Below are 16,281 nucleotides of genomic sequence, written 5' to 3' on the forward strand. Positions count from 1 at the left end.
GGTATATGTCAATCACTAACGGATGGCTACACTGGCCACCATGACGGAAAACGAGCGGGAGGACAGTGACCTGGTGGCCAAGGGACGCGCCTTGAGCTCACCCCTGCGCCTGAGGATTCTCCGGCTCTGCCTGCACCACGCGCGCACCAACAAAGAGATTGCCGGGCTGTTGGGCATCAACCCGGCGTCGAGCCTGCACCATGTCCGGACCCTGGTGCGCACCGGCTTTCTTGTGCCGCAGGAAGGCCGGAAGGGAAAGAGGGGCGCCAAAGAGGTGCCATACATCGCCACACGCACCTCGTGGAGCACTCCCGTCGACGATATTTCCCCGGTCCTGATCGAAACATTCGTCCAGGAAACCCGCGGGCTCGCACCGGAGGACATCGACGTCTGGCGGCTCGGTGTGAAGTTCAACGCTGCACGGCAACAGGAAATGATGGGCAAACTGCGGGCGGTCGTCGAGGAATACATGCGCCTTCCGGCAGACGACGACGGCGAGGCCACCTCGCTCTTGATCGCCCACCACCGGGACCCGAGCGCAGACTAGCTAGCCGCGCGGTCGACGCCCGTAGCGCCGGCACCACAAGAGCATCACGAAGGTAATGCCCGCACTCCCGTAGACCCAGACATTGCCGGGCACATCCGCGACGATCAGCTGCTTGCCCGTTCCGCCCGTAGAGAGCAGGCCTATGGCGGCGTAACAAACAATGCCTGCTACCGCCGTCGGGATCACAGACCGCGACCACGCGCCCAGCAGAAGCTGGAGCGATGCGAGTAGGAGCAATGCCGCTGCGGTGCCCCAATAGATGTCGACGCCGGCAACGAGGAGCGCCTGCCGGTGCAGTGCGGTGCCCGCGAGGGCAGCAAAAAGAGCCACCGGAACAGCCGCGGCAATGCCGCGTGCCGTTCCGGTGGCTCCCTTATTCAATGCGTCAGTCCGTTCAGTACGCAGTCAGCGCAGGATCAGACCTTGGCGCGGGCGCGGGTGGCCTTGGCGCGCTCGTTGGCGTCCAGGATCACCTTGCGGATGCGGATGGACTCCGGGGTCACCTCAACGCACTCGTCTTCGCGGGCGAATTCGAGGGACTCTTCGAGGGTGAGGTCGCGCGGCGGCGTCAGGTTCTCGAAGGTATCGGAGGAAGCGGCACGCATGTTGGTGAGCTTCTTCTCCTTCGTGATGTTGACGTCCATGTCGTCAGCGCGCGAGTTCTCGCCGACGATCATGCCTTCGTAGACCTCGGACGTGGGCTTCACGAAGAAGGAGCCACGTTCCTGCAGGTTGATCATGGCGAAGGGGGTGACGACGCCGGCGCGGTCGGCAACCATCGAACCGTTGGTGCGGTATTCGATGGGGCCGGCCCACGGCTCGTAGCCTTCGGAGATCGAGGAAGCGATGCCGGCGCCACGGGTGTCCGTCAGGAACTTGGTGCGGAAGCCGATGAGGCCACGTGCCGGAACGATGAATTCCATGCGGCACCAGCCCGTACCGTGGTTGGCCATGTTGGTCATGCGGCCCTTGCGGGCGGCCATGAGCTGGGTGACCGCACCGAGGTACTCTTCGGGCACGTCGATGGTCATGTGTTCCATCGGCTCGTGGATCTTGCCGTCGATGGTGCGGGTGACAACCTGCGGCTTGCCGACAGTCAGCTCGAAGCCTTCGCGTCGCATCTGCTCCACGAGGATAGCCAGCGCAAGCTCGCCACGGCCTTGGACTTCCCAAGCATCCGGACGCTCGGTGGGCAGAACCTTGATGGAGACGTTACCGATCAGTTCCTTGTCCAGGCGATCCTTCACCTGGCGGGCCGTGACCTTGGCGCCCTTGACCTTGCCGGCCAGCGGGGAGGTGTTGATACCGATGGTCATGGAGATCGCGGGGTCATCCACCGTGATGAGGGGCAGCGGCTGCGGGTTCTCGGCGTCGGTCAGGGTCTCACCAATGGTGATTTCCTCGATGCCGGCAACAGCCACGATCTCGCCCGGGCCGGCCGAGTCGGTCGGAACGCGGTCGAGGGCCTTGGTGGCAAGGAGCTCGGTGATCTTGACGTTCTTCAGTTCGCCGTTGGCGCGCGCCCAAGCGACGGTCTGGCCCTTGCGGAGGGTGCCGTTGTAGATGCGCAGGAGGGCGAGGCGGCCGAGGAACGGGGAAGCATCCAGGTTGGTGACGTGCGCCTGCAGGACACCGTTCGGGTTGTAGGTCGGGGCCGGAATGTGCTCGATGATCGCCTTGAAGAGTGGTTCGAGATCTTCGTTGTCAGGGGCCGAGCCGTCAGCCGGCTGCTCAAGGGAGGCGCGGCCGACCTTGGCTGCGGCGTAGACCACGGGTACTTCGAGGATCTTGTCGAGGTCCAGGTCCGGAACTTCGTCCGCGAGGTCGGAGGCCAGGCCGAGGAGCAGGTCCATGGACTCGTGGACAACCTCTTCGATGCGGGCGTCGGGGCGGTCGGTCTTGTTGACCAGCAGGATGACGGGCAGGTGGGCGGCAAGGGCCTTGCGGAGCACAAAGCGGGTCTGCGGCAGCGGACCTTCGGAAGCGTCAACCAGGAGGACCACGCCGTCAACCATGGACAAGCCGCGCTCCACCTCGCCACCGAAGTCGGCGTGGCCGGGGGTGTCGATCACGTTGATGGTGATGGTCTCGCCATTGGACGACGGGCCGTTGTAGGCAACCGTGGTGTTCTTGGCGAGGATGGTGATGCCTTTTTCGCGCTCCAGGTCACCGGAGTCCATGACGCGGTCTTCCAGGTGGTTGTGCTCGGCGAAGGAGTTGGTCTGCTTGAGCATGGCGTCGACCAGGGTGGTCTTGCCGTGGTCAACGTGGGCCACAATCGCGACGTTGCGCAGATCACTGCGCGATGCAGTGGCCGCGGCGGTGTTGGTGGTGGTTTCAGACATGCGTAATGGCTCGATTCAGTGGTGAAGTCAGCTGTTGTATCGCGACATTTCCAACCGGAACGCACGACGGATTAGCCCCTTTGACACAGGGCACCTTCCTAGAGTCTAAGCGCTGTGGTATTTATTGGCCTAAAAATCACCCTCCAGGCCGCCGAATTGTGCTCTTCATCACAATGGGCAGTGAGCTCCGAGACGCGCCGGAAACAGCAAAAGAGCCGGGACCACTTCCCCCCACGGAAGTGGTACCGGCTCTTCTACCCGCCAAACTGGCGCTCAGCAGACGGGCGTCAAGCCCGTCAGGCCACCACAGGCGGCAGCATCAGGCTGGCACCCGGGATCGCGTGAAGCAGGGCCTTGGTGTAGTCCTGCTGCGGCGAATCGAACACGTCGTCAGTGCTGCCCGTTTCCACGAGCTTGCCCTTCTGCATCACGCAGACATGGTCGGCGATCTGCCGCACGACGGCGAGGTCGTGCGTGATGAACAAGTACGTCAGTCCAAGATTGGACTGGAGGTCGGCCAGGAGATTCAGCACCTGGGCCTGCACCAAAACGTCCAGGGCGGAAACCGCCTCGTCGCAGATGATCACTTCGGGGTCGAGGGCCAGGGCCCGCGCGATCGCGACGCGCTGCCTCTGCCCGCCGGAGAGCTCGTTCGGGTACCGCTGCATGGTGGACTGCGGCAGCGCCACCTGGTCCAGGAGTTCCCGGACCTTCTTCTCGCGGCTGGCCTTGTCACCGATCTTGTGGGTCCGGAGCGGTTCCTCGATGGTCCTGAAGATGTTGTACATCGGGTCGAGCGAACCGTACGGGTCCTGGAAAATCGGCTGGACGCGGCGCCGGAACTTGAAGATCTCCCGGCTGTTCAGGGTGGAGGTGTCGACGCCGTCGAACACGATCCTCCCGGACGTCGGCGCGAGCAGGTTGAGGACCATCTGGGCCACTGTGGACTTGCCGGAACCCGACTCCCCCACGATGGCCGTCGTCGTCCCGCGTTTGACGTTGAACGAGACGTTGTCCACCGCTTTGAAGTCCGTTGCCTTGCCGATTCCGGAGCGCAGCTTGAAGACCTTGCTGAGGCTCTCGACCTTCAGAACGTCGTCTGCCGATGCCTTTTCGACCCCGGCTTCGGTGGGCGCCAGGAGTTCTTCCGTCTGGATTCCTTCGGCCTTGGCGGCCTGGATCCTCCGGGAAGCGAGGGATGGCGCCGAGGCGACCAACCGCTGGGTGTACGGGTGTTGAGGGTTGCGCAGCAATTCGAGCGAAGGGCCGGCCTCCACCACGTTGCCGCGGTACATGACCACCACTTTGTCCGCACGCTCGGCAGCCAGGCCAAGATCGTGGGTGATGAGCAGTACCGCTGTGCCGAGCTCCGCCGTCATGGTTTCGAGGTGGTCCAGGATCTGCCGCTGCACCGTGACGTCCAGGGCCGACGTCGGCTCGTCGGCGATCAGGAGCCGCGGCTGGCAAGACAGGCCGATGGCGATCAGGGCCCGCTGGCGCATGCCGCCGGAGAACTCGTGCGGGTACTGCTTGGCGCGGCGTGCGGAGTCCGGCAGGCCGGCTTCCCCGAGGACGCGGGCGACGTCGGCAGGACCGCTGGGCTTGCCGTTGGCGCGCAGTGTCTCGCGGACCTGGTAGCCGATCTTCCAGACCGGGTTGAGGTTGGACATCGGATCCTGCGGAACCATGCCGATCGTGTTGCCGCGCAGCTCGATCATGCGCCGTTCCGGAGCATGCGAGATGTCCTCGCCGTCGAGCAGGATCTGGCCGCCGGAGACCCTGCCGTTCTCCGGGAGGAGACCAATGGCGGCAAGCGCCGTCGTCGACTTGCCCGAACCGGACTCACCAACAATGGCGACAGTCTCGCCGGGCATGATGGTCAGGTGCGCGTTCTTGACGGCCTGGAATTCGCCGCTCGCCGTCTGGAAGGAGATGGCGAGGTCGCGGATTTCCAGGAGCGGACGCTCTTCGGATCCGGCTTCGTCGATGGTGATGTTGGACGTTGTCATGATTGCCTCCTTCATCGCTTGCGGCTCTTGGGATCAAGGGCGTCACGCAGCGCGTCACCAAGCATGATGAAGCTCAGGACCGTGATGGACAGTGCTGTTGCGGGGAACATCAGCACCTCGGGGTTGGTGCGCAACGTGTCTTTCGCCGCGGAAATGTCGTTACCCCAGGACATGATGCTGCCGGGCAGCCCGATGCCAAGGAAGGACAGCGTTGCTTCCGTCACGATGAAGACGCCAAGCTCCATGGTGGCCAGGACGATGATCGGCGCGAGCGCGTTCGGAACGACGTGCCGGACCAGCGTGCCGATCTTGGAGACACCGAGCGAGCGTGCGGCGGTGACGAAATCCGCGTTGCGGACCTCGATCACGGCACCGCGGGTGATACGGGCCATTTGCGGCCAGCCGAGCATTACGATGACCATGACCACCGTGAAGACGCTCTTGTTCTCGCGGAAGAACGGGAGCTGGGTAACAACCAGCGCACCGAGGACCAAGGGCAACGCGAAGAAGATGTCGCCGATGCGGGCAATGATGGTGTCAACCCAGCCGCCGAAGAAGCCTGCCAGCGCACCGAGGGTGACCCCGATGATCAGGACGAAGATGACGGAGACGACGCCGACAGTCAAGGATGCCTGCGTGCCGTGGATGACGCGGGAGTAGATGTCACAGCCCTGGAAAGTGAATCCCAGGGGGTGGCCGGCCGAAGGGCCCGCGAGGGAGTCCCCCAGCTGGCAGTTGTCGTTCGGGGCCGTCTGCGTGAACAGGCCCGGGAAGAACGCGACGACGAGGAGCAGCAGAATCATGAGCGCCGAGATGATGAAGAGCGGCCGACGGCGGAGCTTCCGCCAGGCATCCGCCCACAGGCTCAGGGGTGCTGCGTCGACCTTGAGGGTATCGGTCGCCAGCAGCGGTGTCTCGTCGATGGGGGCAACGAAGTGCTCGATCTGACGGTTACTTTTCATAACGGATCCTCGGGTCAAGCCAGGCGTAAAGGAGATCCACCAACAGGTTGGCGGCAACGAAGACCAGTACCAGCACGCTCACAATGGCGACGACGGTGGGGCCTTCGCTGCGGATCACTGCTTGATAGAGCTTCTGGCCGACGCCGGGCACGTTGAAAATGCCTTCGGTGACGATTGCGCCGCCCATCAAGCCACCCAGGTTCGCGCCCAGGTAGGTGACCACGGGAATCATGGAGTTTCGCAGGATGTGGGCCAGGACCACGCGGGGGCGGGAGAGGCCTTTGGCGGTTGCGGTGCGGACGTAGTCGGCGTTCATGTTTTCAATGACAGAGGCGCGGGTCAGGCGCAGCACGTAGGCAAAGGACACGAGGCCGAGGACCGTGGCCGGAAGGATCAGGGTGCCCCAATCCGCATTGGATCCGACGGTCGGCTTCGCCCAGCCGAGCTGTACGCCAACGACGAGCTGGAGCACGAAGCCCAGGACGAACGTCGGGACGGCAATGACCACGAGGGAGGCGACCAGCACGGTGGAGTCGAAGATCTTCCCCTTGCGCAGGCCGGCAATCAGGCCGAAGGCCACACCGAAGACGGCTTGGATGGCCAAGGCCTCGACGGCGAGCATGGCGGTGACCGGGAAAACGCGGCCAAGGGTGGCGGCGATTGGCTGGCCGGTGAAGTCCACCCCGAGGTTGAACGTGAAGAGGTTCTTGAGGAACAGGCCGTACTGGACCCAGAACGGCTGGTCGAGGTTGTATTGCTGGCGCAACGCGGCGATGACGGACTCGCTGGGTGGTCGGTCGCCGAACAGGGCGCGGATGGGGTCGCCCGGGAGGGCAAAGACCATGAAGTACACGAGCAGAGTGGTTCCCAGGAACACGGGAATGACCTGCAGCAAACGCCGGAGGATGTACTGGGTCACAGCAACGGTTCCTTAGCGCTCTTGGAAATGTGGGGATTCATTAGGGACAGCTTTCGTGCCGAATCAAGGCATGGGGGCCCGGTTTGTGGCCGGACCCCCATACGCTAACGAGCTTGGAACAAGTCCAGTAGGACTACTTTGCGGTGATGTTGTAGTACAGCAGGACGCCGTTCCAGCCGGAGTCAACGTTGCTAACGTTCTGGCTCCATACGGCCTGGCGTGCCTGGTACCACAGGGGCAGGTTCGGAAGGTCCTTGAAGAGGATTTCCTGCGCCTGGGTGAACTTCTTGTTGGCGTCGCCCGTGGACTTGGAAGCCAAGCCCTCGGTCAGCAGCTTGTCGAACTCAGGGTTGCTGTAACCCTCGTAGTTGGCGCTGGCTCCGGTCTTCAGCAGCGGGCCGAGGAAGTTGAACAGCGACGGGTAGTCTGCCTGCCAACCGGCGCGGGTGAAGCCCGGGAGGGTCTTGGCCGTGCGGAGGTTCAGGATCTCGGCGAACTTGGCGAACGGCTGGCCTTCTGCCTTGATGCCGAGGTTGTTCTTCAGGTTGTTGGCAACGGCGTCAATCCATTCCTTGTTGCCACCATCGGTGTTGTACGCGAGCTGAAGAACCTTGTCGGCGGGCCACGGGCTCATGGCGTTTGCCTTGGTCCAAAGGTCCTTGGCCTTCGCGGCGTCGAACTTCAGAACGTCGGAGCCGGTCACGTTGGCGTTGTAGCCATCGATGGACGGGGACGTGAAGTCCTTCGCAGGAATGCGGGTGCCGTTGAAGACAACCTTGGTGATCTCATCGCGGTTGATCGCCATGGAGATGGCCTGGCGGCGCAGCTGGCCGGCGGGTCCCTGGAACTCGGGCAGGTAGTTCGGGATGTTCAGGGTTGCGTTGCCGGCGTAAGCCTTGTTGAGGCTGTGGTCCGGGAAGTCCGTGGTGTAGGTCTTCAACGCGTTCGTCGGCAGGACGTCGGTAACGTCAAGGTTGTTGGCCTGGACGTCCGTGTAAGCCGGAGCCGGGTCGGTGTAGAACTTGAAGGTCACGCCGCCGTTCTTGGCCATGCGCGTGCCCTGGTAGTCCGGGTTCTTGACGAGGGCGATCTGGCTGTCGTGCTGCCAGGCACCCTTGGCGGCCATCTTGTACGGGCCGTTGCCGATCGGGTTTTCGCCGAAGGCCTTCGGGTCCTTGAGGGCGTCGGCCGGAAGCGGCATGAAGGCGGAGTAGCCGAGGCGCTGCGGCCAGTCTGCTTCCGGCTGGGCCAGCTTGACCGTGATGGTCGAGTCGTCCTTCAGCACCAGGCCGGACATGGTCTGGGCGGTCGGTGCGGGAGTCGACGTTGACTTTCCGTCCGCGCCCTTGGTCTTCGTGACGGCGCTGACTGCGTCGTAGCCTTCGATGGATTCGAAGAAGCTGCTGCTGGACTGGGCGTTCGTGCTCAGTGCGGCGAAGTTCCAAGTATCAACGAAGCTCTTGGCGGTGACTGCCTCGCCGTTGGTGAACTTGGCGCCCTTCTTGACCTTGATGGTGTAGTTCTGGCCGTCGCTCGTGTCGATGGATTCCGCGAGTGCATTCACGGACTTGCCATTGGCGTCGTAGCTGGTCAGACCTTCGAACAGGAGGTCGACAACGCGGCCGCCGTACACCTCGTTGGTGTTTGAAGGGATCAGGGGGTGCTGGGGTTCATTGCTGTATGCGGTGATGATTTTGTTCGGATCGCCGGCAGCGGTCGGGCCACTGCTTCCGGAGCCAGAGCTGCCGCATCCGGTGAGGGCAAGTGCGGCGACTGCCAGCAAGCCAAGAGCTTTGGAAGTGCGCGAAAAACGCATTCCGCCTCCTATGGATTCAGGGGGATGGGTCGGGGCAACTCATAGCTGCCCCCAGGGCCGGACACAGAATTATCCTGTGACGCGGCCTACATGGATGTGTAATCCTAACCACACCTTGTCCGAAATATGGAATCCCATTGGCATGAACAGCGAAGTGTGCACTTGACAGTTTCAGTAATGAAGCAGTCATTTCAAGTAAATGAAGCAGTCATTTCACGCAATGGTAGTTTCCTTGCTAGACTCGACATGCCTGACCCCTGATTTTCCCCGGAATCTAGGGCTATTTCCGGCACCCCAAAGGGGTACCACCGACACAACCGGCGCCTCAAACAACCACGAAGACAACCACGAAAAAGAGCCCCGCCGGCCAACGGCCAGAGGGACTCTTTTGCGGTTGCGGCAGCCGCCGCGAACTGGTCCGGGCTGCTACTCGATGCCGGCGGCCATGAGCTGGGCGCGCAGTTCCCGACGCTCACGCTGCTTCTCAGGGTCCGGGAGCGGCACCGCTGCCAGCAGCCTCTGTGTGTAGGACTCCTGCGGATTGCGAAGGATCTGCTCCCGGGTCCCCTGCTCCACGATCCGGCCCCGCTGCATCACGCAGATCCTGTCTGCGAGCACATCAACCACGGCAAGGTCGTGCGTGACGAACAAGCACGCGAATCCCAGCTCCCTCTGCAGGTTCTGGAAGAGTTCCAGGACTTTTGCCTGCACCGAAACGTCGAGCGCCGACGTCGGCTCGTCCGCAACCATGAGCTTGGGCTGCAGGGACAGCGCCCGCGCGATGCCGACGCGCTGCTTCTGGCCCCCTGACAATTCATGCGGATACCGGTTGCGGTATCCGCGCGGCAGTTCCACCTGGTCCAGGAGGGTCTCAATCCGTTTCTGCAGATCGACCCCCTTGGCGACTCCGGCGAGGTACATCGGTTCGCCGATGCTTTCGCCGATGGGCAGCCGCGGGTTCAACGACGACGAAGGATCCTGGAACACCATGCCGATGTCCCGCCGCACTTCGTGCAATTGCTTTCCGTTCCGCTTCGCGGCGGAAATGTCCTGCCCCACCACACGCATGCTGCCCGCGGCTACAGGCAAGAGCCCGACGGCGGCGCGTCCAATGGTCGTTTTGCCCGACCCCGACTCGCCGACAAGGCCTACCACCTGGCCGGGGTAGATCACGAGGTTGGCCCCCTCGACGGCTCGGAACGCGGGAACCCGGCCCTGTTTGGGGTACTCGATTGCCACGTCGATCAGTTCAAGCACGGGCTCGCCCTTGGGCTTGGCTGCTTCTTCCGCCGCTGCCTTCAAGGCAGCCTGGTTCTCGAGTTCCCGGCGGACCAGCTCATCGTGATCGACCGATTCCAGCTCAGAGTGGGTAGCGGCGGCCAATGCCGCGGTGACGTCGACGTCGGCGCTGTCAGCACCCTGTCCCAAGTGGGGAACAGCAGCGAGAAGAGCCTGCGTGTATTCATGCTGCGGGTTACTGAAGATCTGCTGGGCAGTGCCGCTCTCCACGATGACGCCTTGGCGCATCACGGCAATTCGATCGGCGAGGTCGGCCACAACGCCCATGTCGTGCGTGATCAGGACGATAGCGCTGTCCAGCTTGTTGCGCAGGTTCCGCATCAGATCCAGGATTTCAGCCTGGACAGTCACATCCAAGGCAGTAGTGGGTTCGTCTGCGATCAGGAGTTTGGGATCGCAGGACAATGACTGCGCGATCATGGCTCGCTGCCGCTGGCCGCCGGAGAGCTGGTGCGGATACGACTTGAAGGCCTTCTCCGGGTCCGGCAGCTCCACCAGCTCGAGCATGCGCAAGGCCCGCTGCCTGGCTTCATCGGGGGAGATCGAGTTGTGCAGCCTGATCGTCTCCACTATCTGTGTACCCACGGTGTACACAGGGTTGAGCGCGGTCATCGGCTCCTGGAAGATGACCGCGACATCCTTGCCCCGGACTTCCCGGATGTTGCCTGACTTCTCACCCAGCAGCTCCTTGCCCGAGAGCTTGACGCTCCCCCGGACACGGCTGTTGCTGGGCAGCAAGCCGAGCAGTGCCATGGAGCTTGCGCTCTTGCCGGAACCGGACTCACCGACGATCGCGAGGACCTCGCCTGCCCTGACCTCGTAGTTCAGTCCAATGGCGGCAGGGACCCATTTCTTGTCCACACCGAAGTCGACGCTGAGATCGCGTACTTCCAGGACCATGGCCCCGCGCGCGCTCTTATCCGACTCGGTCTCGAGGTGGGTGGCCTCCGGTTCGGGGCTGGCGTTGTCAGTCATGTTGGGTCTTCCCTTCCGACCGGGCCACCCTCCAAGGGGTGATTAGTGAAGTAGCCCGGAATCCTGAATTATTAGGGGCATGAGCAGAGCGCCGTATGCCGGAAATGTCGAAATCTTCAAGGCACGCACCAGCAAGATGTTTGCTTGGATCTGCTGGGCAGTTGCCGTTTTCGGAGTAGTCGTTACGCTCGTGGCAGCCGGACCGCGAGCCCTTCCCGGAGCCACTCCCCTGCTCTTCGTAGCGTTTCTTGGCTGGTTGCTTTTCTGGCGCCCGGTTGTGGTGGTCCGCGATTCCGGCGTCGCGCTGGAGAATCCCTTCCGGACCATCGATGTTCCGTGGGATGCCCTGGTGCAGGTTGATACCCGCTACGCCCTCACGCTGGTGACACCCCGTAAGAAGTATCCGGCCTGGGCTGCTCCCGCGCCGGGAATCTGGGGTGGGCGCAATGCCCGCCCAGAGCACCTCAAAGGACTCCCGGGCACCACCTACGGCCCCAGCAGCTCGGTTCGCCCCGGAGATCTCAAAAACACCGATTCCGGCGCCGCGGCGATCCTCGTGCGCACGCGTTGGCAGGACCTCGTAGAGGCTGGACGCGTGGAACCCGGCCGGGCTGAAGACGCTTCGGTGACCGTTGCCATCGGATGGTTCCGGATAGCAGCCACCGTAGTCCTGGCCGCGGCCAGTTACTGGGCGGTCTTCCTTTAGGAAGTTTCCCTGGACGGGTAGCACTCAGCTGCCTTTCGAGGCGTCGGCAACCGGCGCCGTCGTGCTCGAGTGGCGCGTGGTTTCGACCGCGGTCTTGGCTTTGAACTTCTTCTGCCGCGGATCGAAGGCGTCCCGCAGGCCGTCTCCGATGAAGTTGATGCTCAAGCAGATGAGGATGATGAACAGGCCGGGGAACCAGAACAGCCACGGCCTCGTGGCGAACGCTTCTTGGTTCTGGGCAACCAGCAGGCCGAGCGAGGTGTCGGGAGCCTTCACGCCGAGACCCAAGTAGCTGAGGGCCGTCTCGAGCAGGATCGCCGCCGACATGGTCAGCGTCACGTTGACGATCAGCACACCGACGGCGTTGGGGAGGATGTGCTTGAAAATGATCCTTGCGTTGGACGCTCCGGAGATCCTGGCTGCGTCTACGAACTCCCGCTCGCGCAAGGTCAGGAACTCACCGCGGACCAGGCGGGCGAGGCCCACCCAGCTCACAAAGCCGAGAAAGATGCCAAGGACGACGACGCCGTTGTTGGCGGCAAATCCGGTCAGCCAGCTTCCCTCATCCCTGCGGTTGGCTATCTGGCCAACAACGGCCGCGAGGAGCAGCAACGGAATGATGATGATGACATCGGTCAGGCGCATGAGGATGGCTTCCACCCAGCCGCGGAAATAGCCGGCGAGTCCCCCGACGATTGCGCCGACCGCGCCCGCGATGCCGCCGATCAGGACCATGACCGTAATGGACTGTTGCGCACCGCGCATGGTCATGGCAAAGAGATCGCGTCCAATGCGGTCCTGGCCAAAGGGGTGTTCTCCCCAAGCGAGCGGCCAAAACGAGGAGGTGGGAACGCCGTCGTTGACCAAGGGCGAAACGTCCACATGGTTGTACTTCCACCACCCGGGAATCCCGAATGCGCCCACCGAGGTGAAAGCAAGCAGGAAGATCACTGCGAAAACCGCGAGCCCGATCAGGGCGCCGGTATGGCCGAAAAACCTCTTGCGGACAATCTGGCCCTGGCTCAGGCCACTGGTAACTTCGCTGCTTGCATGGGTGGCTGCAGCTTCGGCAAGCGCCTGTTGCGCGAGGAGTTCTTCCTCTTGGGTTGGCTGGCTCATGCTTTGATCCTTACGCGTGGGTCGAGCGCGGAGTACGCGAGGTCCGCTATCAGGTTGAAGACCATGGCGGTGATTGCAACACAAAGGAACACGCCCATGACCGGGTTCGGGTCAGTGTGCAGCAATCCGTCGATGAACAGGAAACCCATGCCCCGAACGGAGAAGACCGTTTCCGTGATGACGGCACCACCGATCAACGCACCGATGTCAAAGGCGACGATCGTTGCAATCGGGATCAGGGCGTTCCGGAAGGCGTGGCCCATGATCACGGAACGTTCGCTGAGGCCCTTTGCCCGCGCAGTCCGGATGTAGTCCATGTTCATGATTTCGAGCATCGACGAGCGTGTGAACCGGGTGTAGCTGGCCAGCGACACAAGGATGAGGGCAATCGTCGGCAAGATGAGGTGGGTCAAAGTATCTGTCGACATGATCCAGAAATCGCCCTGGATGTTCGGGGTTCCGGCCCCGATCGTGGCGATCGGACGACCGCGCACCCGGCTGTTGTTGAAGTAGGACGGCCAAGCCTGCATGAATTTGTCCACGACCACCAGGAACCCGACCAGGAAGGCGGTCAGTCCTGCCGCGCGCATGGACTGGCCGCGGTCGTAACCGCCCATGAAGTACCCCACCGCGACGCCAACCAAGATGGTGGCGATTGCCAGGAGGAAGATCATGAGCCCGGTCGCGTCATTGAGCAGCGGTTGCACAGCGAAGTAGGCAATCACGCCGATGCCCACCACGATCAGGCTCGATTGCAGGGCCTTGCGGTTCTTGAGTCCCGAAACCAATATCGTGATTCCGAAGGCGATTCCCACCCCCATGATGGCGATGATGACAGGCCCAAGGCCCGGATTGCGGAACCACTGAGTCAGCGAGAAGTAGAAGAGGATAAGCGATACGGCCACAAAGACCGAGCCTCCGACGATCAGTCGACGCTTCACCGCACCGCCGACGACGACGGCCCCGATGATGCCCAGGACGGCCCCGATTCCAAGAGCCACGACCGGCGGTATTTCCGGATTTCGCAGGAAATCATTAAAGCCGATAGCACCGAATTCCTTCAGGAGAACGGCTACCCAGAAGATCGGCAAGGAGAAGAACAGGAACGCCATGAACGTTACGCCATAGTCCAATGCGCTGTACTGGCGGAGTGCCGTAACGATGCCGAGCGAAATACCGATGAGAATCGCAAGAATTGTCGCACCGGTAACGAGCGTCAGGGTTTGGACCAGCGCGAAGCCGAGCGCCTCCGTGATTGGCTGTCCGGCGATGTTCTTGCCGAGGTTGCAGGCGTTGCCGAAGGGAACCAGACACTGGGCGGCGCCTCCCAACCACTTGAAATAGCGCAGCGGCGCCGGGGTGTCGAGATCAAGCAGATTGATTCGCGCATCCATCAGTGCTTGCCGGTTCGGCGCGCTGCTGGTGCGGAGCTCTTCCAAGGGGTCTCCGGACAACGCCGTCAAGAGATACACCAGGAAGGATGCTCCAAGGAGAATGAACGCGGCGGTTACGAGCCGCCGGACGATATAGGTCACCATGGTGAAGAACCTCGAAATCCAGGCCCGGGGTCTCCGGCGCCTATCGCAGAATCGTGCCCCTTCCCTGCTTGAGGTTGTTGGGGAAGCAGACAATGTGCCGGTTCGCCAACCCGAAGGCGCCGGGACCATGATACGTCGGTCCCGGCGCCTCGGCTGGCGATATTGCGCGCTAGTTGGGCCTTACTTCTGAGCCCACTCCCAGAAGTTCCACCAAACGCCAGTCTGGTTCGGCATGAGCTTCACACCGGTGATGCGGTCGCTGTAAGCGTCCACGTTCACGGACTGGAAGAGCGGCACACCGTATGCGGAGTCCCAGATCTTCTTGTCGATCTGCTTCTGGAGATCGTCCTGCTTGCTGCGGTCAGTGGTGACCACGAGCTCTTCCATCAACTTGTCAGCGTCAGTGTTGCTGAACTGGTTGAAGTTGTTGCCACCTGCAGTCTTGAAGATCTGCGGAACGCCAGAGACTCCGACGCCCGGGTTGATCCAACCGAAGATGGTGGCATCGTAGCCGCCCTTGCCCAAGGCCTTGCCCCAGTCAGACTTGCCCAGGCCGCCGTCGACGATCTTGAAGCCCGCCTTGGTGGCGGATTCGCGGATCAGCGAGAAAGCGTCAACACGGTTGGGGTTGTCCTTGTTGTACATGATGCGGATTTCCGGAGTAGCGCCGTTCAGGAGCTTCTTGGCACCATCAATGTCCACGTCCTGGTAGGCCGACGAGCCATTGTTCTTGGCGGAGTCGGCGTAGGCAGCCTGCTGGGGAACGAAGATCTGCGAGTCGAGCGGCTTCGCGTTCGGGTCAAGCTTTCCGATGATCTTGCTGACGATGTCCTTGCGGGGCACCGTCTTCATGAATGCGGTACGCACGTTTTGGTCGGCCAGCGGACCCGAGAAGTTCAGGTCCAAGTGGTCGAAGGCCAGCTGGTTGCCCTGGTCGACAGTGACGCCCTGGCTGGAGAGTGCCTTCAACTGGTCGAGAGTGTCCGCGGAAGCCTGCGGGGCAATGATGTCCGCCTCGCCGTTCTTGAGGGCCTGCACTTGGGCCGGCGCCGAACCGATGTACCGGACGGTGATTTCGTCAAGGTTTGGAGTCGGTCCCCAGTTGTAGTCCTTGTTCCGGACCATGGTGAGGGACTGGTCCTGGTTCATGCTCTTGACGATGTAAGGACCGTTTGAGAGGAACAGCGTCGGGTCAGCGGGAAGCGTCTTCGTGTCGAAGCCGGTGTTCCACATGTCCGACATTGCCTTCAGCTTCGCGTCGGCGGGAAGCGGTGCCTTGGAGTCTCCGCGCGGCTTGCTCTTGAAGAAGTCAATCAAGGCCTGGGTGTCCTTCAGGCCGGCCTTCTGCGCAAGGACATGGGCAGGAACGTCAATGCCGGGACCACCAAGCACGATCTCCCAGTCAGCGAACGGCTTGGAGTACTTGAGCGTGAGGGTCTTGTTGTTGTTGCTGATCTCCGGGAAGTCCGTCAGGCTGAGGCCCGTGTTGTCGCCAGCGTAGGAGAAGTAGGACGTACCCGTCTTTGCCTTGGCATCGGCGTCGTCGTAGTAGCCGGAGAAGGCCGCCCATTGGAGGAGGAGGTCAGCTGCGGAGACCGGGGTGCCGTCAGACCACTTCACACCATCGTTGATGGTGTACTTGACGGTCAGCGGGTTGTCCGAGACCTTCTCCATCTTGCCGAACTTGTCGTTGTGAACGACATTCAGCTTGTTGTCGATGTAGTAGAAGCCCGAGTGAGTTGCGTAGCTGACCTTGGAGTTGATGTCAGTATTGCCGTCGGCTGTGTTGGGGTTGAACGTGTTGAAAGCGTTGACCTCGACCACAGTGGCCGTGCCACCCGTCTTGGCTGCTCCGGTGGATGGGGTATTGCCACCGGAATTGCCGGCACAGGCGCTCAGTGCGATCGCGGCGATTGCCGCAATACCCACTGCTTTGGAAGTACGTCCGAAACGCATTCCGCCTCCTATTTTTTTGAGTGGAAAAAGCCGGCGCTGTTGACTCCGGCAGACTGCCACAACCCCCTCAGCAGGCTTGTGGCTCGTCTC

Annotated in this window: 12 protein-coding genes; 2 read left to right on the forward strand and 10 right to left on the reverse strand. The window is 62.2% G+C overall.

Annotated elements, in window-relative coordinates; translation table 11 throughout:
* Nucleotides 1-40: 40 nt before the first annotated feature.
* Nucleotides 41-547 (forward strand): helix-turn-helix domain-containing protein, encoded by a 507-nt coding sequence (locus LFT47_RS15320; protein WP_236812057.1) that lies wholly within the window; start codon nucleotides 41-43, stop codon nucleotides 545-547.
* On the opposite strand, the gene LFT47_RS15325 is transcribed toward LFT47_RS15320, so the two are convergent.
* From LFT47_RS15325 to LFT47_RS15355, 7 genes are all read right to left on the reverse strand, one after another.
* Nucleotides 548-928, reverse strand: coding sequence for a hypothetical protein (locus tag LFT47_RS15325; protein ID WP_236812059.1), 381 nt, complete (start codon nucleotides 926-928; stop codon nucleotides 548-550).
* 35 nt (nucleotides 929-963) lie between these two features.
* Entirely contained in the window at nucleotides 964-2,892 is a 1,929-nt protein-coding gene (gene typA / locus LFT47_RS15330; RefSeq protein WP_236812061.1) for a translational GTPase TypA, read from the reverse strand.
* Between the two features lie 296 nt (nucleotides 2,893-3,188).
* A complete protein-coding gene (locus LFT47_RS15335) occupies nucleotides 3,189-4,901 on the reverse strand; it encodes an ABC transporter ATP-binding protein (protein WP_236812064.1) in 1,713 nt (570 codons plus the stop codon).
* Nucleotides 4,902-4,912: 11 nt separating this feature from the next.
* A complete protein-coding gene (locus LFT47_RS15340) occupies nucleotides 4,913-5,863 on the reverse strand; it encodes an ABC transporter permease (RefSeq protein ID WP_236812066.1) in 951 nt (316 codons plus the stop codon).
* Complete coding sequence (locus LFT47_RS15345; protein ID WP_059387472.1) at nucleotides 5,853-6,782, reverse strand: ABC transporter permease; 930 nt, start codon at nucleotides 6,780-6,782, stop codon at nucleotides 5,853-5,855. Before LFT47_RS15345 ends, LFT47_RS15340 begins: the two co-directional genes overlap by 11 nt.
* A gap of 133 nt (nucleotides 6,783-6,915) precedes the next feature.
* Nucleotides 6,916-8,598: a peptide ABC transporter substrate-binding protein gene (locus LFT47_RS15350; protein WP_236812067.1), complete on the reverse strand. Its 1,683-nt coding sequence runs from the start codon at nucleotides 8,596-8,598 to the stop codon at nucleotides 6,916-6,918.
* Nucleotides 8,599-9,024: 426 nt separating this feature from the next.
* The gene (locus LFT47_RS15355) at nucleotides 9,025-10,872 is read right to left on the reverse strand and encodes an ABC transporter ATP-binding protein (RefSeq protein ID WP_236812068.1); all 1,848 of its coding nucleotides are present in this window, start codon (nucleotides 10,870-10,872) and stop codon (nucleotides 9,025-9,027) included.
* Nucleotides 10,873-10,951: 79 nt separating this feature from the next.
* Here LFT47_RS15355 and LFT47_RS15360 point away from each other — a divergent pair, with 79 nt between their 5' ends.
* Nucleotides 10,952-11,578, forward strand: a complete 627-nt coding sequence (locus LFT47_RS15360; RefSeq protein WP_236812069.1) for a PH domain-containing protein — start codon at nucleotides 10,952-10,954, stop codon at nucleotides 11,576-11,578.
* 24 nt (nucleotides 11,579-11,602) lie between these two features.
* Here the strand turns inward: LFT47_RS15360 and LFT47_RS15365 are convergent, their stop codons facing one another.
* The 3 genes from LFT47_RS15365 to LFT47_RS15375 form a co-directional block, all read right to left on the reverse strand.
* On the reverse strand, nucleotides 11,603-12,697 hold the full coding sequence (locus LFT47_RS15365) for an ABC transporter permease (RefSeq protein WP_236812070.1): 1,095 nt from the start codon (nucleotides 12,695-12,697) through the stop codon (nucleotides 11,603-11,605).
* Nucleotides 12,694-14,235, reverse strand: a complete 1,542-nt coding sequence (locus tag LFT47_RS15370; RefSeq protein WP_236812071.1) for an ABC transporter permease — start codon at nucleotides 14,233-14,235, stop codon at nucleotides 12,694-12,696. Before LFT47_RS15370 ends, LFT47_RS15365 begins: the two co-directional genes overlap by 4 nt.
* 180 nt (nucleotides 14,236-14,415) lie before the next feature.
* Entirely contained in the window at nucleotides 14,416-16,191 is a 1,776-nt protein-coding gene (locus tag LFT47_RS15375) for an ABC transporter family substrate-binding protein (protein ID WP_236812072.1), read from the reverse strand.
* Nucleotides 16,192-16,281: the final 90 nt, after the last annotated feature.

Source organism: Arthrobacter sp. FW306-2-2C-D06B, assembly GCF_021789175.1.
In the GTDB taxonomy this organism is placed as follows: Bacteria; Actinomycetota; Actinomycetes; order Actinomycetales; family Micrococcaceae; genus Arthrobacter.